The organism is Ensifer sp. ENS07, assembly GCF_014852185.1.
Classification (GTDB): domain Bacteria; phylum Pseudomonadota; class Alphaproteobacteria; order Rhizobiales; family Rhizobiaceae; genus Ensifer; species Ensifer adhaerens.
The window spans coordinates 1-23,855 of the sequence record NZ_JACVBE010000018.1 but is presented as its reverse complement, the minus strand read 5'-3'; the positions used below and the strand labels follow the sequence as shown (position 1 = coordinate 23,855).

Genomic DNA, 23,855 nt, shown 5'->3' with positions numbered 1-23,855 from the left:
CTGTAGCCTCTGATGCTGTCTGTGCCCGGTCTCGCCGGGGACGGTGGCGCCCGCCCCGATCGCTTCGGGGCGGGCGTGGTTTCGTTACTGCTGCGGCAAGCCCATGGAGGCGCGATAGGCGGCAAGCTGCTTGTCGCGGCCGAACTCGTCGGTCAGCTTGTTCCACTGCTCGGCGACGCTATCGAGCGCCTGTTGCGGCGTCACTTCGCCGGCAAGCGCCTTGGAAAGCTCGATCTCCAGCACTTCGGTGTAGGAGAAGTAGCCGGGAAGGCGCATGTCGAGCGCGATGTTCTTGGCGGTCACCGCCTCCTTCTGCGCACCAAGATATTCCTTCGCCTCACGCTCGGAGAAGATCTTCGACCAGAGATCGAGATTGGTCGTGTGCGAGATGCGGTAAGGGTTCACACCGGTGCCGCCGGTAATCGCCGCCTGGCCCGAGACGGCCGGGCTCGTCAGATACTGGATGTAGTTCCAGGCTGCTTCCTGCTTGGTCGAGGTCGCGGGAACTGCCGCCTGCCAACCGCCGAAGGCCATGAAGGAGGTCTGGACGACGTGGTCGAACTTGTCCCACTTCTTGGTCTTGTAGTTCCAGATCTCGTCCGATCCCGGCAGCGATGCCGAGCCGACATTGCCGGCCACCTTCGACTGCTTCGGGTCGGCGCCGATGACGCCGGTATCACCCCAGCCGATCGATTCCGCCACCTGGCCGCCGGCAAAGGCGGCGTTCACTTCGCCGAAGGAGAAGTTCAGCGCGTTCGGCGGCGCGAGCTTTGAGGCCCGGATGTATTCCTCGAGGCCACGAACCCAGCCGGGATTGTTGACCTGCGCATCCATCGTTTCCGGATTGAAGAACATGGCGCCCGGATTGTCCGGATGGCTGGTATAGCCGGCCACGTGGCTGAACAGGAACCAGAACTGCTGGCCGCCGCGCCGGAAAGCTTCCGCCGTGCCCCAGAGGTTGTTGGCCGGCTGGTTGAAGTATTCGGCGATGTCCAGGTACTGCTTCCAGGTCTTCGGCGGCGCCAGATCGTAGCCGTACTTTTCCTTGAAGGCCTTCTGGTTGTCGGCGTTCTCGAAGAGGTCGATTCGGTAGCTGTAGGTATGGGCGTCGCCGTCCATCGTCTGCGACAGCACCTTGCCGTTCCAGACCATCAGCTGTTCGCGGTAGACGGGCGCGATATCGTCCCAGTCGGCGCCCTTCTGCATGTCGGCCGGCATTTCCGACAGGAAGTCGGTGAAATCAGGGGCCCAGGCCGGTGCAAAGGCGATCACGTCGAAAGCGTCTTCGCCAGAGGTCAGCGAGGTCACGATCTTCGGATAGAGCTCCGACCACGGGAACTCGACGACCTTGACCTTGCCGCAGGTCTTTTCCTCCCAGCCTTTGGCCGCAAGCTGCAGCGCCGAGGCAATGTAAGGACCGGTCTGTGTGGTCGCCGTCAGTTCGACGCCGGTGTAATCCGGGTCGCAGGCGAGCGCCGTTCCCGCGCTCCCCGATGCGAGTGCGGCGAGAGATGCAGATGCCAGTAGCAATTTCCTCATTCTATCCTCCCTGTGAATGAATGCATGCCAAAGCGGTTGGTTACTTGATCGCTCCAAGAAGCAGGCCGGAGCGCATGAGCCGGCTCAAAAGCCCGGCCATGACCATCATCGGAATGATGGCAACGAGGGCGGCAGCGGAAATCGCCCACCATTCGTCGCCGCGCTGGCTGTTCTGGCCGGCAACGAGAATGGGCAGCGTCTGCCATTTGGAGTTGGTCAGGAACAGCGCGAACAGGAACTCGTTCCAGACGAAGGCGAGCGTGATCATGAAGGTGGCGATCAGACCCGGCTTCGACATCGGCAGCACGATGCCGAAGAAGATCCGCCACGACGGCACGTTGTCGACCATCGCCGCCTCCTCGACCTCCACAGGCAGCGCCTCGAAGAAATCGCGCATCAGCCAGATGACGATCGGCAGCGAGAAAGCGATATAGGCGAAGGTCAGGCCGATATAGCTGTCGACCAGCTTGAAGCCGAGTTTTCCCATCTCGGTATACATCAGGTAGAGCGCAAAGGCAGCGACGATCGGCGGGAACATGCGCTGGCTGACGAACCAGAAGACGATGTCGTTGTTGCCGAGTTCCGGCCCCGGAAGGCGAAAGCGGCTCGAGATCACCGCAAGCGCGAGCGCTGCGACAAAGGCATAGACCAGCGAGATGCCCTGGCCGTAGCCAAGCACATGGCGGCCGAGCAGGAAGCCTCCGAAGGCGATCATCACGAAGATCAGTGCCGAGAGCAGGCGAAAGCGGAAGGTGAAGCGCACCAGCGCATAGGCTGCCATGGCGCCGATGAAGGTCGCGGCGATCGACGCCGAAAGGCCGATGATTGTCGAGGCCAGGAAGGTGTTGAAGAACTGGCCACGCTGGCCCGACAACAGCTCGCTCCAGGCCGTCAAGCTCGGTTCGAAATCAACGAAGGGCAGATAGGTCGGCCCGCCGACGACGGCGATCGGCGTCTTGAACGAGGTGATCAGCACCCAATAGAGCGGAAAGAAGGTGATGGCGAGCCAGACGAGGCAGCCGCCGAGCGCCAGCCAGCGCCGTTTCCCTTTGAGAGTGCGCACGCTCATTTGTGCTTCTCCAGATAGGGCTTGAGGATGGCGAGATAGACGAGACCGATGACTGTGATGACAATCAGGAACAGGAACGAAAGCGCCGAGGTGTAGCCGAGGTTGAACTTCTTGAAGCCTTCCTGATAGGCAAACAGCGTCAGCGTCTCGGTCGATATCCCCGGCCCGCCGCCGGTCATGACGAAGACCGTGTCGATGATCTTGTAGCTCTCGATCAGCCGGATGAAGACGACGGCAACCGAGATCGGCAGGAGCATAGGAAAGGTGATGTCGCGGAACTGCTGCCAGGGCGTGGCATTTTCGAGCGCGGCCGCCTCGTAGACGTCGTCGGGCAAGGTCTGTAGCCCGGCAAGCAGCATGAGGATGACGAAAGGCGTCCATTGCCAGACCTCGACGGCGATGATCGAGCCGAGCGCCCAGCTGGTTTGGGTGAGGAACGGCAGGTTGGGGAACCCGATTGCCGTCATCAGCTCGTTGAGCGGGCCCATCGTCGGGTTCAGCACCTGGCGGGCGATCAGCGCGACGGCGACCGGCGCCACCAGCATCGGCAGCAGGAAGCTGACGCGGAAGATGCCCTCTCCCGGCACTCTTGAATTCAACGCCAACGCCACAGAAAGGCCGATCACATATTGCAGCCCGACGGAGATGAAGGCGATCAGCGTCGTCGTACCCGCCACATGCCAGAACCGCGGGTTCTGCAGGAGATCGAGATAGTTGCCGAAGCCGACGAAGCGGGCCGGCGTCGGCGGCACCAGCCGCATGCTCATGAAGCTGGTCGTCAGCGAATAGACGAGCGGGAAGATCGAGATCATCAGCACGATGATCAGCGCCGGCCAGATGAAGAAGTGCTTGATCGGGTCGTTGCGCGTCATGCGGACGCCCCGCGCGCAAGCAGCGCCTCGATCTCGGCCAGCGTCGGCATGGCGGGCGCGGTGCCGCGGCGGGTGACCGCGATGCCGGCGGTGGCGCAGCCGAAGCGTACAGCGTCAACCGGTGAAAGGTCGCGGGCGAGCGCTGCGGAGAAGCCTCCGACAAAAGCGTCCCCCGCCCCGGTCGTGTCGATTACCGGCCCGCTGGCGATCGCCGGCACCAGCACCGACTGCTCGTGGTTGTGATAGAGCACGCCGCGTTCACCGAGCGTGATCAGCGCCGTTTTCGCACCCTTCTTCAGGATCGCGTCACCGGCACGACGAACGTCGTCTTCCGTGGCGAGCGCAAAACCGACGATGGCTGCGGCTTCCGTCTCGTTCGGCACAAGATAATCGCAGAGCGGATAGATCGCATCCGGAAAGGCTTCGGCCGGTGCCGGGTTGAAGACGGTGATGACGCCGGCCGCATGGGCAATTTCGAGCGCCCGCCGAGCGGCGGCCACCGGCTGCTCCAATTGGGTGACGAAGATGCGCGAACCTTCGATCGTCTCGCGCGCGGCCTCGACATCGTCGATCCCGATCGAGCCGGCGGCTCCCGGATAGACGATGATAGCGTTTTCGCCGTTCTGGTCGTTGACATAGATGAAGGCAGCCCCCGTAGGCAGATCGTCCATCTCAACGATCTTCGGCGTCACGCCGGCCTCGGCATAGGTGCGCAGCGCCATCTCGCCAAAGGTGTCGCGGCCGAGCTTGGAGATGAAGGAAACGGGACTTCCCGCCCGAGCACAGGCGACCGCCTGGTTCGAGCCCTTGCCTCCCGGCCCGACGGAAAAGCCGCTGCCGGTAATCGTTTCACCGACAACCGGCATGCGCCGCGCCAGATAGGCCGTGTCGGCCACGAAGATGCCAAGGATCGAAACACCAGTCTTCATTCAAGCCTCCCCCTGCGACCGCACCGCAAGCAAAGCGGCGTGCCCAGGCAATCTCTCGCGATTTCATCTGTCGTCTCGTGCCGCGCGGCGACCGCGCGGTCCGTCAGGTCTTGGGCGGAATGACGCCCTTGGTGAAGAGGAAGCAGCCATAGAAGCGCGTCTCGCCCGTGGTGATGACGCAATAGGCCTTCTTGGCTTCCTCGTAGAACTTGAAGCGCTCGATGCCGTACATCGGCGCCGATTTACCCTCAGCGCGATCGATTACCGCCTGCACTTCCTGCTGCACGGGCAGCACTTCGTCGGGCGCACCCATCACCTCCATGCGCCCGGCCGAAGGCTGCAGCGGCGTATCGAGCGGCAGCACGGAAAGCACCGCTTCGACGGCACGCGCGGCCGAGACGTTGTCGATGCGCAACAGCGTGCCCAGCGTGGTCTTGCGGGCAATGGCGTCGGACGGGAAGTTGGTGTCGGAAATGACCAGCGTGTCGCCGTGTCCCATGGACCTGAGCGCGTGCAGCACATCGGCGTTCAGCGCCGGATCGATATTCTTCAGCATACAGTCCTCCTCCTGGCGCGCTCCGGTTTCCGTGGCGCGCAATGCATTCCCCCTTGCAGGCGAACGCGTCTGCCTACTGTTCACTTGTCCCACAGCGCGGGCCGGCTCCCCCCGCCCCGCGCGTGGTGGCTCTCCTACTCGCCGTAGGGGATCCAGATGTTCTTGACGTCCGTCGCGCGGCGCAGATAGGCCGGGCCTTCTGCCGCCTCGCGATCGAGCCAGTTCGTCGCCTTTCCGTAGTCGACAAAGGTGCGCTTCAGGTTGCCGACCGAGAGCCTCTCCACGAGGGTCGAAAGTTCCGCCGAGCCGAAAGCCCAGAGCGCATCCACGTCGTTGTGGCTTGCGAGCGTCTTTGCCAGTTCGATCGTCGAACCGGTGACGATGTTGACGACACCGGCCGGGACGTCTGATGTTTCGAGCACCGTATAGAAATCGGTGGCCGCCAGCGGATGCTGTTCGCTCGGCACCACGACGACACGGTTGCCGGTGGCGATCAGCGGCGCGACCAGACTGATCATGCCAAGCAGCGGCGCTTCCGGCGGGCAAACGACGCCGACGACACCGATCGCCTCGGGGATCGCAAGTGCTACGCCGCGAAGCGGCGGCTGGTGGATCGCGCCTTCGTACTTGTCGGCCCAGGCGCCATAGGTGAAGAGGCGTGCGATCGAGGCTTCGACTTCCGCCTTGGCGTTGGCCGCAGACGCGCCGGTCATGTCGGCGATCCGATCGGCGAATTCGCCCGCACGGCCACTCAGGTTTTCGGCGATGTAGTAGAGGATTTGCGCGCGGTTGTGCGTCGTTGCCGACGACCAGCCGGATGCGGCTTGCGCTGCGACGACTGCGTTGCGGATGTCCTTGCGGTTGCCCTCGCCGACCTCGCCAAGCACCTTGCCCTTGGGCGAGAGCACGTTGCGGTTATAGTTGCCATCCGGCCGTGCCTGCTTGCCGCCGATGAAAAGCTTGGCGGTACGGTCGACGTCAGGCATGGCGAAATCGCCAGCCACGGGCTTCAATGCCGGTTCGACGGCGGCGGGACGCGGCTTGCGGCCGGCCCAAGCCTTCGGCTTCAGATATTCGTAGCAGCCCTCGCGACCACCCTCGCGGCCGAAGCCGGATTCGCGCTTGCCGCCGAAACCGGCAGACGCATCGAAGAGGTTAGTCGCATTGACCCAAACCACACCGGCGGCGAGCTTGGCCGCGACATGCAATGCCAGGCCGATGGTCTCGCTCCAGACGCTGGCGGCAAGGCCGTAGCGCGTATGGTTGGCAAGCTGGATCGCCTCTTCCGGGGTGCGGAAGGTCATGGAGACGGCGACGGGGCCGAAGATCTCTTCCGTCGCAACGATCGAGGTCGGCTGCACGCCGGTGAGCAGGGTCGGCGGATAGAAGCTGCCGCCCTGCGGCAGTTCGATCTTCGGCTGATGCAGCGCTGCTCCTTCGGAGACGCCCTTGGCGACCAGGTCTTCGATCCGCTGCAACTGCACCGGCGCGACGATCGCTGCCATGTCGATCGCCTTGTCGAGCGGATGGCCGACGCGCAGCGTCTGCATGCGGCGCTTCAGGCGCTCGTAGAACAGCGGTGCCACGCCTTCCTGCACGAGGATGCGCGAGCCGGCGCAGCAGACCTGGCCCTGGTTGAACCAGATGGCGTCAACCACGCCTTCGACGGCGCCGTCGATATCAGCGTCGTCAAAGACGATGAAGGGTGACTTGCCGCCGAGTTCGAGCGTCAGCGACTTGCCGGTGCCGGCGGTGCGCTCACGGATGAGGCGGCCGACTTCGGTCGAGCCGGTAAAAGCGATCTTGTCGATGTCCGCATGCTCGACAATCAGCGCGCCGGTTTCACCTTCGCCGGTAACGACGTTGAGCACGCCGGCCGGAAGACCTGCTGCAGCGGCCAGTTCGGCAAAGAGCAGCGCCGTCAGCGGCGTGAATTCCGCCGGTTTCAGGATCACCGTGTTACCGAGCGCCAGAGCGGGCGCGACCTTCCAGGCGAGCATCAGGAACGGGAAGTTCCAGGGAATGATCTGGCCGACGGCGCCGACCGGAACCTGATCGGCAAATTCGGTTTCCTGCAGCTGCGCCCAGCCGGCATGGTGATAGAAGTGGCGGGCGGCCAGCGGCACGTCGATGTCGCGGGTTTCGCGGATCGGCTTGCCGTTGTCGATCGCCTCGACCACGGCGATCAGGCGCGCATGGCGCTGGATCACGCGGGCGAGCGCATAGAGATGGCGGGCGCGGGCATGGCCCGGCAGCTTCGCCCAGGCGGCTTGCGCCTTGCGGGCAGCGGCGACGGCATCGTCAACATCCTTGGCACCGCCGAGCGCGATCTTTGCGAGCAGCTTGCCGGTTGCCGGCTCGTTCGTCTCGAAGGTCTTGCCGGACGCGGAGGCGACGAAGGCGCCGTTGATGAAGTGGCCGAATTCGCCCTTGTGGCGCGCCAGCCACTGGCGGGCTTCCGTGTCGGCTTCCGGTGCTGGACCATAGGACATTTCGTCAAAATACCTTGCGACAGTCATCGGGATCATCCAATCGGGTGACGGTTGAGGGCCGAGTAGGCGCCGGTAACGTGGTGTTCGAGCTGGCGCTCGATATCAGCAAGCAGGCTCGATGCGCCGATGCGGAAGAGATCCGGCTCGAGCCATTCGCGCCCGAGCTCGTCCTTCATCAGGAACTGGTAGTTCAGGATGTCCTTTGCCGCAGAAATGCCGCCCGCCGGCTTGTAGCCGACCTTGAGGCCGGTCTGCTCCTGATAGGCCCTAATCATGCGCAGCATGATGAGCGTCACCAGCAGCGTGGCGTTGACGCCTTCCTTGCCAGTCGAGGTCTTGATGAAATCGGCGCCAGCCATCATGCAGACGAGCGAAGCGCGCGCGACGTTGCGCAGCGTCTTCAGGTCGCCGGTCGCAAGAATAGCCTTCACATGAGCGTCACCGCAGGCGGCACGGAAATCGCGCATCTCATCATAGAGTGCCTGCCAGTTGCCCGTCAGCACATGCTCGCGGGTGATGACGATATCGATTTCCTTGGCGCCATCGGCGACAGAGGCTTCGATCTCGCGCAGCTTCACGTCATGCGGGATCAGGCCGGCCGGAAAACCGGTGGAGACGGCTGCCACCGGGATACCGGAACCTTCGAGCGCCTCGACGGCGGTGGAAACGAAACGATGATAGACGCACACGGCACCGGTCGTGATACCGCGACTGCCCATGCCGATCGCATCGAGCAGATCCTGGCGCACCGGCTGGCGGGCCTTGGCGCAGAGGCGCTTGACGCGCTCGGTCGTATCGTCGCCGTTGAGGGTCGTCAGATCGATGCAGGTAACCGCCTTCAAAAGCCAGGCGGCCTGCGCGTCCTTCTTGACCGTCCGGCGGCCGGGAAGCGTCGCAACACGGCGCTCAGCGGCAGACAGGTTGACGCGCTGGTCCAGCACCCAGCCAAGATCGAGATCGATGCCGTTGTTGCGCGGCCAGTTATGGCCCGCCGCCGGCGAATGCGCGGCCTTCGGCGCGCCAGTTTTCACAGCAAGGTCTTCCAAGCGATGGCTCCTTGAACTCCCTGTCACGACCAGCCGCACTCGAGCACAGCCGCCGAGAGCTCATTTTTGTTATTTTTCTATCGAATTTTTGTGACTATTCCATCAAGAACAGAGAGTGTCAAGCGAGACACCGCCGTTTTGACGATTTCGTAATATTTTTGCGGATGCCGCCTTCACAGGCCCGGCAGCTGCGTTTCACCCTCTTCGGTGATGATAGAGCGAAAAACGCCGATTGGCGCGAAAAAAGCCGGCTTCAGCTTGCCGATCTTGCTGAGGTCGACGACCAGATGGCTCTCGCGCGCCAGCGAGATGACCTTCTGCTTCACCGACACTTCGTGGAAATGCACGCAGGTCGCACCACGCGCCGGATCGATGCCGGCGGCCGACAGGAATGCGACGTTGATGCCGAGCGAATCGAGAGTCTCCAGACCGGAGTTGCCGGAAAAAGACGCAGACGAAGGGTGATAGACGCCACCAAGCATGACGATCCGGACATTCGGCTTATGGGTCAGCTTCTCTGCCACGTTCAGGGAATAACATACTGCTGTTATTGAATAATTCTCGGGAACGAGGTCGACGAGATATTCGAGTGTGGTGCCGCAATCGATGAAGATCGTCTCGTCCGGGCGGATATGGCGCGCCGCGTGGACACAGGCCTCGCGCTTGGCGGCAGCGTGGCTGTCGGCCTCGCGTGCCAGCTCGTAGGGCACATCGCCTTCGATCTCCGACGCCGGCACGATATGTCCGCCGAGAAAAGCAAACTGGCCGGGATTGTCGGCAACGTCACGACGGATCGTCATTTCAGAGACGCCGAGCAGGGCCGCGGCGTCGCGCAAGTGCAAGACTCTCCGTCCTGAAAGGGCATCGGCGAGCTGGATGATGCGGGCTGTCTTGCGGCTGACCATGATTTCTTCCGTGTCCGACGAGTTATGCAGCCGTTCATGGCGTGAACAGGTTTTGTGAAAAATATCACAAACTATCTCCCCCAAGCAAGAGGAGTCACATTGATTGAAAGCGACCTGATCGCGGCCGGGGAGCCCATCGCCAAGAAATGACAACGGCGGACCTACCGGCCCGCCGCTCCACTGTCGTCATATTAATCCGCGAGAAGAAGCGGACGAGGCGCTATCACGCGCTGATCGGAGCCGTCCGGTCGGAAAGCCAGCCCACCGTCTCCGGTTCAAGCAAGCCGTCCAGTTCCTGCGCGACGCGACGGTGATAGGCATCGATCCAGGTCCGCTCAGCCGCCGTGAGCAAGCCGAAATCGGCCAGCCGCAGATCGATCGGCACCAGCGTCAGGCTGCGGAAGCTCAGGAAACCGTCGCCGTCGTCGACCACCTCCACCTGGTTTTCGATGCGGATGCCGTAGGCGCCGGCCTTGTAGTAGCCCGGCTCGATCGTCGTCACCATGCCCGGCTTCAACTCGATCTCGTTGACGCGGCGATCGAAGCGCTGCGGCTGTTCGTGGACCGAGAGAAAGTGACCGACCCCATGGCCGGTGCCGTGGTCATAGTCGAGACCAAGATCCCAGAGCGGGCGGCGGGCAAAGGCGTCGAGCTGGTGGCCGAAGCTTCCCCTGGGGAATTTCAGCGATGCCATAGAGATCAACCCCTTAAGGACGGCCGTGTAGGCCCGCCGGATCTCGTCGCTGACCGGACCGATCGCCGTCGTGCGCGTGGCATCGGTGGTGCCGGTCAGATACTGCCCGCCAGAATCGAGCAGATAGACACCGTCCTTGCGGATCAGCCCGTTGCTCGCCTCGGTGGCTGCATAGTGACACATGGCGGCATGACCGCCGGCTGCCGAAATCGAGCGGAAGCTCGGCTCGACGAAACTTTCGGCCATCTGGCGATAGGCGAGGATACGCTCTTCCGCTTCCAGTTCGGTCACCGGTTTGCCGCTCGCCTCCCGTTCGGCGGCGTGCCGCTCGAGCCAGGCAAAGAAGCGAACCCAGGCGGCGCCGTCCAGACGGTGACAATCGCGGAAGCCCGAGAGCTCGGTCGCGTTCTTGTGCATCTTGGCGAGCGTGATCGGGCTCTTCGCGAGCTGCACGGTGCCACCTGCGGCACGTGTGGCATGGGCCGTGGCCGACGGGGCAAATCCGGGATCAATCAGCGCCGTGCGTCCGGCCGCCATCGCCCTGACGCGGTCGAGCAGCTTGCCAGGCTCGGCAATGGCAACATCGTCAAGCTCGAAGTCCGAGAGGTCGTTCGGAAGCTTGCGATGATCGACCAGCCACTCCGTTTGCCCGGCGCGGTCGAAGATCAGGAAGGACTGCGGCATCGGGTTGAAGGCGACGTCGCGGCCGCGGACATTGAGGAACCACGCGATATTGTCCGGCTGCGCCTCGATCAAAAGATCGGCCCCCTGCTCCGCCAGCATGGCGGCGATGCGGCGCCTCTTCTCTCCAACACTTTCGCCGGCATTGGCGACCGGGAAGGCGGTAATCTTGCCGAGCGGTTTTTCCGGCTGGTCGGTCCAGATCGCGTCGACAAGATCCCCGTCCACAGGCGTCCAGACGCCACCCGCCAGCTCGACCGAGCGGCTGCAATCCGCATCCCAGGTGGACGGCAGCAGCATCGCATTGAAGCCGACGCGTTCGCCGTTGCGCAGATTGTTCTTCAGCCAATCCTTGAGCGGTGCGTCATAGAAGTGTTCGATCGCGAAGGTGCCGAGATCCACTTCGTCGCGCACCTGCACCTGATAGCGACCATCGACGAAGATCGCGGCGCGGTCGCGCATGACGATCGCCACGCCGGCCGAGCCAGTGAAGCCGGTGACAAAGGCCAGTCGATGGTCGTGTGGCGCGCAGTATTCGCCCTGATGTTCGTCGAAGCGCGGCACGACGTAGCCGTCGAGCCCCGCTTCCGCAAGTTTGCGCCGCAGCGCGCCGATGCGGCCGGAGATATCCGGCCTTGCTCTCGTATCCATGATGTCTTTCCTATCGAGTGGAGTTTGAGGCGCCGCCGATCGTCTCGGCGAAATGGCAGGCGGTCATGCCCGATCCGACCGGGCGCAACGCCGGCTTTTCGCGGCGGCAGCGTTCGGTCGCGTGCGGGCAGCGCACGTGGAAGGGGCAGCCGGGCGGGATGGCGAGCGGGCTCGGCAGCTCACCCGACAGTGCCGGCGTGCGACGCCTGGCGCCCGGGTCAAGCGACGGTGCGGCAGCAAGCAGTCCCTTGGAATAGGGATGCATCGGCTTCGAAAACAGCGCCTCCGACGGGCCGATTTCGACGATGGCGCCGAGATAGATGACGGCGACGCGGTGCGAGACATGGCGTACGAGACGAAGGTCGTGGGCAACGAACAGCACTGTCAGCCCCAACTCGTCCTGAAGCTCGATCAGGAGATTGACGACCTGCGCCTGCACCGAAACGTCGAGCGCGGAAACGAGTTCGTCGGCGACCAGGCAAGTCGGTTCCAGCGACAGCGCCCGCGCAATGCCGATGCGCTGGCGCTGGCCGCCGGAGAACTCGTGCGGGAACTTATCCGCGGCCCCTTCGGGCAGCCGCACCAGATCCAGCAGCTCGTCGACGCGACGATCGATCGCCGCTCCATCGCGCATGCGATGCACCGTGATCGCCTCTCGCAAGGTATCGCGCACGGTCATGCGGGGGTTAAGCGAGGTATAGGGGTCCTGAAACATCATCTGGACGCGCCGGTTATAGGCGCGCCGCCGTGCCCCCTTGAGGCCGACGACGCTCTCGCCCTCGAACAGGATATCGCCTGATGTCGGCCGGTGCAGGCCGGCGATCAGGCGCGCAAGCGTGGACTTGCCGCAGCCGGATTCACCGACGATCCCGAGCGTCTCGCCGGGCATCACATCGAGATCGATGCCGTTGACCGCCGAGACGACCTGCTGCGGACGGCGGGCGAGCGTGTCGGACAGCGAGCGCCGTTTCTCGAACTGGATCGACAGCGCACGCAGCGAAAGCAAAGGCGTTGTGCTTGCTGAAGTGGGCATGATCATTGCGCCGCCTCCCGCGGTCCGAAATGCGCTTGGGCATCTTCAAGATGATGGCAGGCAACGAGCCGCGACGAACCAATCACTTCGAGCGCTGGCCGAATGTCAGGACATTCGCGTCCTGCGACCGGACAGCGGGCGCTGAAGGCGCAGCCGCCTGGAAGCGCGTTCAACGCCGGCGGCGCGCCGGGGATCGAATAGAGCGGCGTTCGCGGCGCAACGTCGCGCGGGATCGAGCGCAACAACCCCAAGGAATAGGGATGGCGCGCGTCGGCGATCACATCCGTCGTCGTACCGACTTCGCAAAGCCTGCCACCATACATGACGGCCACGCGATCGCAGGTCTCGGCGACGACACCCATGTCATGGGTGACGAGGATCACCGCCATGCCGAGATCGCGGCTCAGCGACTGGATGAGCCTGAGGATCTGGTCCTGGATGGTGACATCGAGCGCCGTCGTCGGCTCGTCGGCCAACAGCAGCTTCGGATTGGAGGCAAGCGCAATGGCGATCATCACCCGCTGGCGCATGCCGCCGGAGAACTCGTGCGGGAAATCGTCGAGACGATTGCGGGCGCCGGGGATGCCGACGAGGTCGAGCAGTTCGATCGCGCGTGCCTTCCGCGCTTTTGCGTCGAGGTTCGTATGCGCCACGAGGTTTTCCTGGATCTGCAGGCCGACCGTCAGCAGTGGATTGAGCGACGACATCGGCTCCTGGAAGATCATCGCAATCTCGCGGCCGCGGATGCGCCGGAGACGCGCCTCGTCGAGCGGAACGAGGTCGCGGCCGTTCCAGAGGATTTCGCCGGCGACCCGGCCGCGCGGCCGGATGATGCCGAGGATCGAGCGCAGCGTGATGCTCTTGCCCGAGCCGGATTCGCCGACCAGCCCAAGGATCTCGCCCTGCCCCACCTGGAACGAGACGTCGTCCACCGCGACCAGTGGGCGATCTTGCGGGCCGAACTCGGTTCGAAGGTGCCTGACGTCGAGCACGACCGGTTTTTCTGTGCTTTTCATCTCAGCGCCCCTTCGGCCGAAGCAGATCGGCCAGCGCGTCGCCGACGAGGCTGAAGCCGAGCCCGGTCAGAACGATGGCGATGCCGGGCATCAGGCTCATCCACCAGGCCGTCATCAGGAAGTTGCGGCCCTCCGCGATCAAGACGCCCCATTCGGCAGCCGGCGGCTGTGCGCCGAGGCCGAGATAGCCGAGCGACGAGCCGAGCAGGATCGCGAGCGCCATATCGGTCATCCAATAGACGAGGATTGGCGAGATCGCGTTCGGCAGCAGATGGCGGAAGATGATGCGGCGATCGGAGTAGCCGAGAACCCGGCCGGCCGCGGCATAGTCGTTGGCCTTCTGCGCCATGATTTCGGCGCGCGTCAGCCGGGCGTAATAGACCCAGTTCACCGCGGTGATCGCCACATACATGTTGACGAGGCCAGGGCCCAGCACCGCGACGATCGCGATCACCAGCACCAGGAAGGGAAAGGTGATGATCGCGTCGACGCAACGGCCGAAGATCACGTCGGCAATGCCGCCGTAGTAACCGACGAAGGCGCCAACGGTGAGGCCGATCAAAAGCGCGAAGATCGTCGCGAAGAAGGCCATCTGCATGTCGACGCGATAGGCCCAGATGACGCGCGAGAGCACATCGCGGCCGAAATTGTCGGTGCCGAAGGGATGCGCAAGGCTCGGCCCCTGCTGGATCGCCTGGAGGTCGAAGGCAAGCGGGTCGTAAGGAGCAAAGAGCTGAGGGAACACCGCAAGCGCCAGCGACAGGCCGAGAATGACAATGCCGATCACGAAAGAAGGACGGGCGAAGGCGCGTGCCAGAAAGGCGGCGAGCCGTCCCCGTGTCCGCGAATGGGTGAGAGTCAGGACCGTCATGATTGGCGAAGCCTCGGATCGAGCCAGGATTGCACGACATCCGTCAAGAGGAAGACGACGGAGACGAGCACGGCGAAGGTGAGCGTCAGGCCCTGGATCAGCGGATAGTCGCGGGCAAAGATCGCCTCCAGCATCAGCCGGCCGACACCAGGAATGGCAAAAACCGTCTCGGTCACCAGCGTGCCGCTCATCAGGTTGCCGATCGACAACCCCAGCAGAGTGACCGTCGAAACGAGCGCATTGCGCAACACGTGCCGGGTCATGATGATGCGCGGCGACAGGCCCTTGGCCCGCGCGAACTGCACATAGTCGGCGTCGAGCACCTCGATCAGCGAGGCGCGCAGATTGCGCAGGATGATCGCCGACGTATAGAGCGCGACGCTGAGTGCGGGCAGGATCAGGTGATAGAGATTGGCGAAAAAGGTCTTGCCGTAGCCGCCGACCGGAAACCAGCGCAACTGCGCCGCAAGCACGGTGAGCAGCAGGAGCCCGATGTAAAAGACGGGCATGGAAAGACCGACCTGAAAGACGCTGCGGATGGCGACATCGACAGGGCTGTTGACGCGCGCTGCCGCAAGGAAGGCGAGCGGCCCGGCGAGGAACACAGCGAGCACGACCGCATAGAGCGCCAGGAAGATCGTCGTCGGCAACCGGCTGAGAATGACCTCGGTCACCGGGGCCTTCAACATGATCGAGCGGCCGAGATCGCCGGTCAGCGTGTTCTTGACGAAGACGAGGAACTGCACCGGCAACGGCTCATCGAGACCGAGATTGTGCCGGATCTGTTCAAGCTGCGCATCGGTCGCCTTGGCCTCGGCCATGGCGATGGCCGGATCTCCCGGCAAAAGGCGCACGAGCAGGAAGATGAAGATCATCACCAACAGGAACGTCGGGATGATCTGCAGCAGCCGTGCCACGAGATAGGAAAGTGGGGGCATGGTTCCAACCTTCAACGGAGAACCGGGCGGCTTGCCGCCCGGTTTTCGCAGATCGTTCCGCTATCAGTCGGCGCGCCAGGCTTCAGAGAAGTCATTGGCGCCGAGCGGCGTCTGGACGTAGCCTTCGATCGATTTCGAGACGGCGACGGCAAACGGCGTTTCGAACAGGAAGAGCAACGGTGCCTCGGCCGCGTAGATCTCCTGCATGCGCTTGTATTCGTCCTTGCGCTTGGCCGGATCGGTCTCGACGTTGGAGGCCTCGAACAGCGTGTTGAATTCCTGGTTGTTCCAGCCGGTGCCGACGGCCTGACGCTGCTTGTAATAGCCGAGCCAGCCGGTCACCTGCGCCGGGTCGTTGACGTCGTTCGCCCAGCCATACGTATGGATGTCGAAATCGCCGGACCGGTTCTTCTCGCCGCGGGTCGGGTTGTCGACCTGCTCGACCTTGAGGTTGACGCCGAGTGGCGCCCACATCTGCTGAAGTGCGGTAAACAATGTTGCATCGTCGGCGCTGCCGGCAAGCGTGGTGAGCTTAACCTCGAAGCCGCCGCTGAGGCCGGCTTCCGACAGCAACTGCTTGGCCTTTTCCGGATCGTAGGGGTAAAGCGGCGCCGGACCGTAATGCAGCTGCGTCGCAGCCGACATCAGCGAGGTCATCGGCTTGCCGGTATCGAAGGTCACGAGCTTGATCAGCACGCTCTTGTCGGTCGCATAGTTCAGCGCCTGGCGCACCTTGACGTCGGCAAGCGGGTTCTTCGCGCCGTCCTTCTTCGCCTCGCGCGTATTGATCGGCGCGTAGACGATGCGGGTCGAGGGGAAGAGCTCCATCTTCAGGTTCGGATCGGCGCCGAGCTCGCCGACACGGGCAAACGGAATGAACTCGGCGGCGTCGACTTCGCCGGCCTGAAGCTTGAGGATGCGGGTCGCGTCATCTGGAATGACGAGGAATTCCACCCGGTCGAGATAGGGCAGCGGCTTGCCGTCTTCGCCCTGGCGCCAGTAGTTCGGGTTGCGTTCGAAGCTCATGCTCGAGCCCTGCACATGGCTCTTCATGACGAAGGGCCCCGATGTCACCGGACCAGCCGAGAAGAAGGCGCGCGCCTTTTCCTGGTCGGTCGCGCCGGCCGCCTTTTCGAAGGCTGCCTTTGGCATGATGCCGGTGTTGAAAGTTGCAAGGATCGAGATGATCGTCGGGTCGGGATTTTTCAGCGACACAGTGATCTTGTTGCCATCGGCCGTGACCGCGTCGACGGCGCCGAGCAGCCCCGCCCAGGGGCCGAGTTCGGCATTGCGTGCCCGATCCAGCGAGAAGACGACGTCGGCGCCGGTAAGGTCGGAGCCGTCGGAAAACTTGAGGCCGCTTCGAAGCGTCAGGGTGATGGTCTTGCCATCTGCCGAAACCTCGTGAGCCTCGGCGAGACCCGGCACGATCGAACCATCAGGACCGTTGCGGAGCAGCGTTTCGTAGAGACCGTTCACCATCCAGAGATCGGGATTGCGGTCGGCGTAAACGGGATCGATGACGGTCGAGTCGTCGTAGCGGGCGAATGTCATCGCGCCACCGCGTTCGATCGCAAACGCCGAGGTGGCCGCAAGCAGACCCAGCGTCGTGCCGAGCAGAATAGGCAATATAGGTTTCATCTCACTCCTCCTTTTGACCGCAGCCGACATCGATCGCGCGCTGAACACGTTTATTGGATATTGGATCCAATTTTTCTTAGTATTTTTTGCCGCCGACGGATTGCCGCGAAGACGTTCTTGTAGTTCCCCTTTTCAAGAAGGCTGGCATACGATCTGATCGGCTTGCCGAACCAACTTTAGCTGGACTAAAGTACATCGATAGACGTGAGTCAAGCGGAAAGAAAGTCATGCCCCTGAAGATCGAAGAGGCGCCCGGAGCCCATGAAGGCGCCTCCCTCCCCGAAGCCTCGACACCCGCCTCGCTCGGGCAAATGCTCAGAGCCCGCCGCAAGGAAATCGGCAAGACCATGAAGGACGTGGCGCGCGAGGCCGGGCTGACGGAAGGCTTCATCAGCCAGATCGAGCGCGGCATTTCCACCCCGTCGCTAATCTCGCTGTACAACGTCGCCAATGCGCTCGGCACTAGCGTCGACACCTTCCTGTCGCAGCCGCCGCAGCATTCGCATTCGATGGTCTCGCACGCAGGGGAACGCCCCGGCTACAATGTCGAGACCAAGGAGCGCGTCTACGAACTGATCGAACGCGGCTTTCCGGGCGCGGCGCTCAACGGCTGCATCACCCATATGCCGCCGGGCTATGCGTCGGAACTGACCAGCCACGAGGGCGAGGACTTCCTTTACCTGATCGAGGGCGAGATGCTCTACCAGATCGATGGCAAGGACTATCTGCTGAAGGCCGGCGACACGCTGCACTTCCCCGCCTCGCTGCCGCACCGCGCCCGCAATGTCGGCGCGGGACCGGCCCGCGAACTCTGGGTCGGCACCACCCGGATCATCAAGGAAGACTGAACCGGCAGAACAATCCAAAGGCCTGGGCCGAAAGGTACGGGCCGCAACGAGGCGGCCCGCAAAGGCAGACCTTACTGCTTGCGCGGCCAGGTGTCGGCAAGGCGGTAGCCGGCTGGCCACGGATCGGCCGGGTCGAGCATCACCTGGTGCGTGCCGGTGATCCAGGCACGTCCGGAGATCTCAGGCACGATCGCTGGGCGTCCGCCGACCGTCGTTTCGCCGACGATGCGGCAATTGAAGGTCGAGTCGATGATGGAGTGGCCGCTGAAGCGCTGGCCGACCTTCATCAGCCCACGCGCGTGCAGCACCGCCATGCGCGCCGAGCAGCCGGTGCCTGTCGGCGAGCGGTCGAGCTTGGCCGGCTGGATGACCACCGTGTTGCGGCCATGCAGAATGCCGTCCTTTTCTTCGACCGGCATCGTCAGCTGGCAGAAGGAGATATGATCCCATTCCGGATTTTCCGGATGGGTGAAGCCGAGCTGTTCGTTGGCCGCGCGGGTGATCTTGATACCGGTTTCGGCAAGCTCGCGCGCCTCGTCTGGCGTCACCGAGAAACCAAGAGCGCGAGCGTCGGTGATGACGAAGCTGTCGCCGCCATAGGCGGTATCGACCGTCAACGTGCCCAGACCCTCGACTTCAAGCTTGGCGTCGAGCTTGTCGGCAAAGGACGGCACGTTGGTGACGGTGATGCGCTCGGCCTTGCCGTTGCGGCACTCGGCAACGACGTTGACCAGTCCACCGGGCGCTTCCAGCACCATGCGCGTTTCCGGCTCCTGCATCGGTACGATGCCGCTGTCGAGCAGAACGGTGGAGACGCAGATCGAATTCGAACCGGACATCGGCGGCGTATCTTCGGGCTCCATGATGATGAAGCCCATGGTCGCGCGCGGGTCCTTCGGCGGCACAAGCAGATTGATGTGGCGGAAGACGCCACCGCGCGGCTCGTTGAGCACGAAATTGCGCAGCGTCTGGTCTTCGGCGATGAAGCGGCGCTGTTCCCAGAGCGTGTTTCCAGGCGGCGGCGCGACACCGCCGACGATGACGTCGCCGACTTCCCCTTCCGCGTGGCAGGAAACGATATGAACGACCTTGTTGCTGCGCATGCGCTTTCTCCTTCCGTGACGGTGGACGGACGCCACCCGGGCGCGCCCTTCACTTGCGGCCGCTCCCCCATTTCACCGGGTGACGCGATGGCGTCGCCCGTCGACGAAACGACTATTAGAAAAATTGGATCCAATATACAATCTGAAAATACTCATAATCCAAATCCGGCCAGAGAGGCCTGCAAACTGTTAAAAGTAAGCTGTTATTGCCCACGGCAAGCTGAAGCTTCCTCAAAAAGAAGCCTCATTCTTCCCAGGGCGAAAAAACGCCCATTTCCATCAGGTTAGCGCGGCTCAGCGCCGCTATCAAAATAAGCGGGTAGTGGGCCGGATTTAGGCTCATCAGATCCGGGTTTTGATCGATCTACGGCCGCCGCGGGTGAACGCAAACACCGCTTGCTACTGACATTTGGCACAGCGGCGCGTGTCTGCCGTGGCATTCACGCTTCCTTAGAAGTTAACACCTAATTCCACTCGTGACCGGCGATCATCTCGCACAATGGAGTCCCATCGCGCACCCGTCCTGCATGCACGCATTGGCCGAGGTGGAATCAGGCTGGCAGCTTTGCGCCCTCACCTATCTGGAAGTGAATTGATGACGGCTCGCGACGAAGTCAAAGTGAGTGTGGACACTGTCCTCCTGACTTTAAAGGAAGATCGGCTGCACGTCGCGCTGGCACCGTTAGAGGGAATAGCCGGCGCCCCGTGTCTGCTCGGGAGGCCTTTAACCGGCGGAGGGGACATCGAGCTAGAAACTGTCGTCAAGCGCACGCTGTTTGACTACACCGGTCTCAGCGACGTGTACTTCGAGCAACTTTTCACATTTTCCCATCGCGATATCGACAAGCGCGAACCGCGTTCCCTGTCCATCAGCGTAGCGTACCTGGCGCTGGCTCCCCCGTCCAAACTGGCCCGGGCTGAGCAAACGGGAAATGGCCTGATAACGGTTCCCGTGGATGACCTTCCAGTTCTGCCATTCGATCATAGCCGGATAATCGAGGTCGCCGTATCGCGCCTCCGCAGCAAGGGCGCTTGGTCAATCATTCCAGCTCACTTTTTAGATGAAGAATTTACGATCTCGCAGTTGAACCGGGTGTATTCCGCGGTGACTTCCAGCTGCTCTATTGGCCAAAATTTCCGGAGGAAGGTCATTGAACACGGGATGCTTTCATCGGCCGGTTTTAAAAGCGCACCAGGCGCTACAAAGAGGACGGAGCACTTCCGAATTCGACCAGGCGTGAGCACGATCGATATCAAGATCTGAGACGTTCCCGGCCAGCTGCCGGGTACCGTGAGGCTTTGCCAGGGTGGGCTGGGCCACCCACTCGCCCATCGGGATTTTCGTGGAAGCGCGTTCCCCCTCTGAGCTGCCACGCGTGACTTTCGTTTACCCTCAACGTGCGGATCCCAGTAGTTGGTAGACATCACGCCGGATCAGGCTCTTGTGCCAACAACTGGCTTCAACCACCAGTTCACGCGGAGGCATCGAATCCTGTTCCACGGCAGCCACAAAGTGTCGATTATAATCGCCGCCCGCGCCAACTTCGCGAAACCTATGCATTCATTGGATATAGGCTAAGGCTAGCCGTTGATTCGCCTCCTCCTCTAGCTCGCTGGAGATGTGTCGCATCAAAACGTCGAATGCGTCATAATACGCTTGGGAATTCGCTTGGTCCCACGCGCGCTCCAAAAAGGGCAAGGTCGGATGAACAAGCGTAAAGTCGCCTAACATAAGGTCGCTCCCGATCTTTCGGAGATCGTCGGTAGCTGCTGATGGAGATGGATAGGCGCCGCGGCTAATCCCCTCCCTACGCCCCTCCTCTTCCCACGAAATGTCTAGCCAAACGCCCGACGCCACATACTCATCAGAAACCACCATGAAGAGAACTACCGAGCAATCTTCACGTTTCCTTAGAAGTTCAAGCCTAGTTCCGTTCTCAACTTCCGCAACCGAGTCGAGCAGTAGTTTTGCGGCTACGATGTCCATATTTTTCTCCCCTGCCGAGGAGGCTCTCTTCTTGGTCTGCATATGACAAACGAACTAAATCTGTGGACAGCCCAACACAACGGTGTTGAACGCTCACCGATTTCGGAAACACAAACCAAGACGCTGGTCGCTGCTTTCGGAAGATTCGGCGGGGCGAAGAGCAGCAGGGAGGCAGCGGTCCCGTTCATAAGAGAGACGCAAAACTCCGGCAGATGGATTTTCTGCTCATGTCGGAAAGGTGCGCTTCTGATTCCATACGAGCATGAATTCGTGCATCGGAGGCATCACAAATCACCGGCACACGATGATAATTGCCCGTTTTCCGTCGAGCCGGTAGAACAGTTTGCCATATCACGAAGCATGCAGCCGCAGCCGAGGAATCAGCCATTCAACCTTTTGCGGGCGTTCGCTGAAGACCGTGACGCCCCGAGGGCAACGACCGGTGATCGTAACTACAGCAGCGTTACACCTAACACACGACGGCCAAGGCTCGCGAAACTGCTGATGTCTCTCTTGGAAAAATCTGGGGTCCAAAAACGTGCCTCCGGCGATTTCAATGTAAGCGACCAGTTTCGCTCCATTGCAAAACAGGCCGAGGACTTCTTCTTAGTGAAAAATGTTCCCGTATCATCGATGTTGTGTCGATACGCGGCTGACTATAAGCAATTCATCACTGAGTTCGACAACAAGGCGGCCGGGTTTGCTTGGCCTAATGGAACCCGCCCACATGCCATCGCTCTAGCGGTGGCGGCCGGCATTGACGATGATAAACTCATCTTGCGGAAAGGTGACCCCATTGAATTATCGGGAAGCATATCAATTTTTGGTCGATCCAACGCTCCCGTCACTCGATCCAGTACGTACTTAGCGATAGCGATTATCGGCAAACCCCATCCTGGAGATAAGCCCACGATACTTGAAACCTATCTCCATCCTTGCCGTTCCACGGCTGACCTCATGCTGGTGGACAGCAACTATGAGCGCGAGACTTTCAGAGAGCTGCGTATTCTTCAACTGGAGTTTCGAGATCGAATTCGGATTGATATCGAGAAGCCTCTTTTCGACATGAGCCTGACCCCGCACAGCGATCATTCCACGCTTGAGCAGGACCGTCGGCATGTCGAGCAGAATGGCTCTCACCCGGTGCTTATCCCTGACTTCATCGTTCGTTTCCCTGACCTGCCGGTGAGGTGGCGCGCCGATATTATCGTGGAAACCATGGGTTTCTCTTGGCGGACCTATCGGACCGAAAAAGCGACGATAATTCCGAAAATGAGAGCGGCACTTGGTGGGATTGGCCATGTCGAGCATGATTTTCATTTTCCTGCCAATGTTCCTCAAAGTGAGCGAAACGATGCGTTGAAAGACGATCTTCGCAAAAGAATCGGAAAACGACTTGAAGCCTGGCTGCGAGAAGCGCGGTAGATCCATCAACGGCGGATCTGACCGCTATGACTGCTTTCATCCATCATGACGGTTCGCCGACGTGCGCGGTTACATGTGGCGCAGGCACTGGCGCATCACGGCGAGCAGGTGGAGGTCATATCGCACGATCGCTTCGTCGACCGAAATCCCGATGTTGGAGACAAGCGTGTGGAGGAGGAACTCGAAGCAGCACTCCTCGAAGAACGTATTGGCGAAAAACCAATCAACTGGCGTCCGGCGGCGGCCCCATGCTTTTGAGGCGAACCCTTCGTCCATGGCCGCCGGAGTTCAGTGTGCCCGAACTTCAGCAGATCACGTCTGGCCTTCTGAGCGTTCGTCTACTGACACCGAGATCAAGCCATCTGCCGCGGGCTCGGCAGCGACTGATAGGCTTATACTGGGGCAATATTTCTCTGTTGGCTCGCGGACGCGTGTCTCATTGGTGATTCGCACGCTGACATCGATAATTCATGCCGCATCCGGAAACCCGGGTCTAAAACGTGACCCTGCCGGAAGGTCGGGCGCACATTATGTACTGATAGGTCAGAAGAACCGGCATCCCGAGAAGACTACTAAGAACGTCGCGACCGGCATCGTGGAAATCGCACCCACTTCAAGAAGCCTCAGCGAGAAGGTCAACGAGAAAAGGACCGACATCAAGGCAAGAACTCCTAGCTAATACGGTGCGCACGGGTCGGAGCTTCACTCTGTTTTCCATGGCGCTCTTCGCGAAGCCTCTTTCGATCTCGGAGGTCCAGTTCGCGTCGAAATATGCGAGTTGTCGAAAGAGCGTCTTCCCCATGGCGAGCGCGAGAACCGCGTACTGTGCCAAAAGCGGAATTTTCACTGTGAGAAAATCGCCGGACGAAAGGAAGGTTGAAAATGCCAACATCACGACCGTCATCGAAGCACATAGGCTGACCGCCCGCGGGAAGGATAAACCAAGCTTGGTCCTGCCTGCGAAGAGGGCCTTCTCCGCGGCGTCGATGAGTGCTTGGTCGAGCCTTGCCAGAGCTTCCATGACAACCACCAAATTCAGCCTTGAAGGCCAGTGTGCGCGGGGCTGCCCACCAAACGTCCCCTCGCATTGGTTGGTTTCATATAGGAAGGAAATCGATGTTGGCCATCCCGCAGACCGACTCCAGGAGGCTTTGGCGGACCTCCTGGCTGCAACCTTCTCTCGATCAGTCACCGAGCCCCAATCCTCGCCAAGAAGGAAAGATCTCTTCCTGGTTAGCCATTGTCACATTGAGGTGCGCGTCACCCTTGGTCGATCGCGAAGCGTCGACGAGCCGCACTTCCACGTTGGCTTCAGGACCGTATATACGCGGAGCTGCTCTAGCGACTATCCTTGCATCCTCTTTCACTCTTCAGTTCGACGACCTGGACGAGGTTGAGCGTGACTTTTGCGCGGCGGCAATCACGGTGAGCGCGTATTGCGGTAGGGACGCCCATTACTGAGCGCCCCCCGCACAGATCCACGCGGGCGGGTTTCCCGCACGTGGCTCTTACCTCGGGTGTTTGACGGCGAAGCGTACATTCGGCCATGGATGAAGGAT

21 protein-coding genes are annotated in these 23,855 nt (G+C 61.7%); 3 read left to right on the top strand and 18 right to left on the bottom strand.

Annotated elements, in window-relative coordinates:
• Window positions 1-84 precede the first annotated feature (84 nt).
• The 14 genes from IB277_RS33620 to IB277_RS33555 form a co-directional block, all read right to left on the bottom strand.
• On the bottom strand, window positions 85-1,539 hold the full coding sequence (locus IB277_RS33620) for an extracellular solute-binding protein (RefSeq protein ID WP_034799450.1): 1,455 nt from the start codon (window positions 1,537-1,539) through the stop codon (window positions 85-87).
• Window positions 1,540-1,579: 40 nt separating this feature from the next.
• Window positions 1,580-2,608: a carbohydrate ABC transporter permease gene (locus IB277_RS33615; protein ID WP_134887169.1), complete on the bottom strand. Its 1,029-nt coding sequence runs from the start codon at window positions 2,606-2,608 to the stop codon at window positions 1,580-1,582.
• The gene (locus IB277_RS33610) at window positions 2,605-3,480 is read right to left on the bottom strand and encodes a carbohydrate ABC transporter permease (protein ID WP_034799444.1); all 876 of its coding nucleotides are present in this window, start codon (window positions 3,478-3,480) and stop codon (window positions 2,605-2,607) included. The genes IB277_RS33615 and IB277_RS33610 overlap by 4 nt, the downstream gene beginning before the upstream one ends.
• Window positions 3,477-4,409, bottom strand: coding sequence for a ribokinase (gene rbsK / locus IB277_RS33605; protein WP_060586191.1), 933 nt, complete (start codon window positions 4,407-4,409; stop codon window positions 3,477-3,479). The genes IB277_RS33610 and rbsK overlap by 4 nt, the downstream gene beginning before the upstream one ends.
• Before the next feature lie 103 nt (window positions 4,410-4,512).
• Window positions 4,513-4,965 (bottom strand): RbsD/FucU family protein, encoded by a 453-nt coding sequence (locus IB277_RS33600; RefSeq protein ID WP_060518285.1) that lies wholly within the window; start codon window positions 4,963-4,965, stop codon window positions 4,513-4,515.
• A 134-nt stretch (window positions 4,966-5,099) separates the two neighbouring features.
• Entirely contained in the window at window positions 5,100-7,484 is a 2,385-nt protein-coding gene (locus IB277_RS33595; protein ID WP_060586188.1) for an aldehyde dehydrogenase family protein, read from the bottom strand.
• Between the two features lie 5 nt (window positions 7,485-7,489).
• Entirely contained in the window at window positions 7,490-8,503 is a 1,014-nt protein-coding gene (gene deoC / locus IB277_RS33590; protein WP_060530293.1) for a deoxyribose-phosphate aldolase, read from the bottom strand.
• A gap of 173 nt (window positions 8,504-8,676) precedes the next feature.
• Window positions 8,677-9,408 (bottom strand): DeoR family transcriptional regulator, encoded by a 732-nt coding sequence (locus IB277_RS33585; RefSeq protein ID WP_060601463.1) that lies wholly within the window; start codon window positions 9,406-9,408, stop codon window positions 8,677-8,679.
• A gap of 223 nt (window positions 9,409-9,631) precedes the next feature.
• Window positions 9,632-11,434, bottom strand: coding sequence for an aminopeptidase P family protein (locus IB277_RS33580; RefSeq protein WP_083523539.1), 1,803 nt, complete (start codon window positions 11,432-11,434; stop codon window positions 9,632-9,634).
• A gap of 10 nt (window positions 11,435-11,444) precedes the next feature.
• Window positions 11,445-12,467 (bottom strand): ABC transporter ATP-binding protein, encoded by a 1,023-nt coding sequence (locus IB277_RS33575; RefSeq protein WP_063894882.1) that lies wholly within the window; start codon window positions 12,465-12,467, stop codon window positions 11,445-11,447.
• Between the two features lie 2 nt (window positions 12,468-12,469).
• Window positions 12,470-13,483 carry an ABC transporter ATP-binding protein gene (locus IB277_RS33570; RefSeq protein ID WP_060518295.1) on the bottom strand — a complete coding sequence of 338 codons (1,014 nt, stop codon included), beginning with the start codon at window positions 13,481-13,483 and terminating at the stop codon, window positions 12,470-12,472.
• Between the two features lies 1 nt (window position 13,484).
• A complete protein-coding gene (locus tag IB277_RS33565) occupies window positions 13,485-14,354 on the bottom strand; it encodes an ABC transporter permease (protein ID WP_034799417.1) in 870 nt (289 codons plus the stop codon).
• Window positions 14,351-15,292 (bottom strand): ABC transporter permease, encoded by a 942-nt coding sequence (locus tag IB277_RS33560; protein WP_060601471.1) that lies wholly within the window; start codon window positions 15,290-15,292, stop codon window positions 14,351-14,353. The genes IB277_RS33565 and IB277_RS33560 overlap by 4 nt, the downstream gene beginning before the upstream one ends.
• Window positions 15,293-15,355: 63 nt before the next feature.
• Window positions 15,356-16,933: an ABC transporter substrate-binding protein gene (locus tag IB277_RS33555; protein WP_060586177.1), complete on the bottom strand. Its 1,578-nt coding sequence runs from the start codon at window positions 16,931-16,933 to the stop codon at window positions 15,356-15,358.
• A gap of 227 nt (window positions 16,934-17,160) precedes the next feature.
• On the opposite strand from IB277_RS33555, the gene IB277_RS33550 reads away from it, so the two are divergent.
• The gene (locus IB277_RS33550) at window positions 17,161-17,781 is read left to right on the top strand and encodes a helix-turn-helix domain-containing protein (protein WP_082566307.1); all 621 of its coding nucleotides are present in this window, start codon (window positions 17,161-17,163) and stop codon (window positions 17,779-17,781) included.
• 71 nt (window positions 17,782-17,852) lie between these two features.
• Here IB277_RS33550 and IB277_RS33545 read toward each other — a convergent pair whose 3' ends face one another.
• Window positions 17,853-18,884, bottom strand: a complete 1,032-nt coding sequence (locus tag IB277_RS33545; RefSeq protein WP_060586175.1) for a proline racemase family protein — start codon at window positions 18,882-18,884, stop codon at window positions 17,853-17,855.
• 595 nt (window positions 18,885-19,479) lie between these two features.
• On the opposite strand from IB277_RS33545, the gene IB277_RS33540 reads away from it, so the two are divergent.
• A complete protein-coding gene (locus IB277_RS33540; protein ID WP_192372778.1) occupies window positions 19,480-20,148 on the top strand; it encodes an NUDIX hydrolase in 669 nt (222 codons plus the stop codon).
• A gap of 297 nt (window positions 20,149-20,445) precedes the next feature.
• Here IB277_RS33540 and IB277_RS33535 read toward each other — a convergent pair whose 3' ends face one another.
• A complete protein-coding gene (locus IB277_RS33535; RefSeq protein WP_192372776.1) occupies window positions 20,446-20,871 on the bottom strand; it encodes a hypothetical protein in 426 nt (141 codons plus the stop codon).
• A gap of 504 nt (window positions 20,872-21,375) precedes the next feature.
• Between IB277_RS33535 and IB277_RS33530 the strand changes: the two genes are divergently transcribed.
• Entirely contained in the window at window positions 21,376-22,296 is a 921-nt protein-coding gene (locus IB277_RS33530) for a hypothetical protein (RefSeq protein ID WP_192372774.1), read from the top strand.
• Between the two features lie 69 nt (window positions 22,297-22,365).
• Here IB277_RS33530 and IB277_RS33525 read toward each other — a convergent pair whose 3' ends face one another.
• A complete protein-coding gene (locus tag IB277_RS33525) occupies window positions 22,366-22,572 on the bottom strand; it encodes a hypothetical protein (protein WP_192372772.1) in 207 nt (68 codons plus the stop codon).
• Between the two features lie 337 nt (window positions 22,573-22,909).
• Complete coding sequence (locus IB277_RS33520) at window positions 22,910-23,317, bottom strand: hypothetical protein (RefSeq protein WP_192372770.1); 408 nt, start codon at window positions 23,315-23,317, stop codon at window positions 22,910-22,912.
• Window positions 23,318-23,855 lie beyond the last annotated feature (538 nt).

Excerpts from the sequence above, each read along its gene's own strand:
- IB277_RS33620 (WP_034799450.1), bottom strand. The coding sequence starts at position 1,539 with ATGAGGAAATTGCTACTGGCATCTGCATCTCTCGCCGCACTCGCATCG.
- IB277_RS33615 (WP_134887169.1), bottom strand. The coding sequence starts at position 2,608 with ATGAGCGTGCGCACTCTCAAAGGGAAACGGCGCTGGCTGGCGCTCGGC.
- IB277_RS33610 (WP_034799444.1), bottom strand. The coding sequence starts at position 3,480 with ATGACGCGCAACGACCCGATCAAGCACTTCTTCATCTGGCCGGCGCTG.
- rbsK (WP_060586191.1), bottom strand. The coding sequence starts at position 4,409 with ATGAAGACTGGTGTTTCGATCCTTGGCATCTTCGTGGCCGACACGGCC.
- IB277_RS33600 (WP_060518285.1), bottom strand. The coding sequence starts at position 4,965 with ATGCTGAAGAATATCGATCCGGCGCTGAACGCCGATGTGCTGCACGCG.
- IB277_RS33595 (WP_060586188.1), bottom strand. The coding sequence starts at position 7,484 with ATGACTGTCGCAAGGTATTTTGACGAAATGTCCTATGGTCCAGCACCG.
- IB277_RS33585 (WP_060601463.1), bottom strand. The coding sequence starts at position 9,408 with ATGGTCAGCCGCAAGACAGCCCGCATCATCCAGCTCGCCGATGCCCTT.
- IB277_RS33580 (WP_083523539.1), bottom strand. The coding sequence starts at position 11,434 with ATGGATACGAGAGCAAGGCCGGATATCTCCGGCCGCATCGGCGCGCTG.
- IB277_RS33575 (WP_063894882.1), bottom strand. The coding sequence starts at position 12,467 with ATGCCCACTTCAGCAAGCACAACGCCTTTGCTTTCGCTGCGTGCGCTG.
- IB277_RS33570 (WP_060518295.1), bottom strand. The coding sequence starts at position 13,483 with ATGAAAAGCACAGAAAAACCGGTCGTGCTCGACGTCAGGCACCTTCGA.
- IB277_RS33565 (WP_034799417.1), bottom strand. The coding sequence starts at position 14,354 with ATGACGGTCCTGACTCTCACCCATTCGCGGACACGGGGACGGCTCGCC.
- IB277_RS33560 (WP_060601471.1), bottom strand. The coding sequence starts at position 15,292 with ATGCCCCCACTTTCCTATCTCGTGGCACGGCTGCTGCAGATCATCCCG.
- IB277_RS33555 (WP_060586177.1), bottom strand. The coding sequence starts at position 16,933 with ATGAAACCTATATTGCCTATTCTGCTCGGCACGACGCTGGGTCTGCTT.
- IB277_RS33550 (WP_082566307.1), top strand. The coding sequence starts at position 17,161 with ATGCCCCTGAAGATCGAAGAGGCGCCCGGAGCCCATGAAGGCGCCTCC.
- IB277_RS33545 (WP_060586175.1), bottom strand. The coding sequence starts at position 18,884 with ATGCGCAGCAACAAGGTCGTTCATATCGTTTCCTGCCACGCGGAAGGG.
- IB277_RS33540 (WP_192372778.1), top strand. The coding sequence starts at position 19,480 with ATGACGGCTCGCGACGAAGTCAAAGTGAGTGTGGACACTGTCCTCCTG.
- IB277_RS33535 (WP_192372776.1), bottom strand. The coding sequence starts at position 20,871 with ATGGACATCGTAGCCGCAAAACTACTGCTCGACTCGGTTGCGGAAGTT.
- IB277_RS33530 (WP_192372774.1), top strand. The coding sequence starts at position 21,376 with ATGTCTCTCTTGGAAAAATCTGGGGTCCAAAAACGTGCCTCCGGCGAT.
- IB277_RS33525 (WP_192372772.1), bottom strand. The coding sequence starts at position 22,572 with ATGGACGAAGGGTTCGCCTCAAAAGCATGGGGCCGCCGCCGGACGCCA.
- IB277_RS33520 (WP_192372770.1), bottom strand. The coding sequence starts at position 23,317 with ATGGAAGCTCTGGCAAGGCTCGACCAAGCACTCATCGACGCCGCGGAG.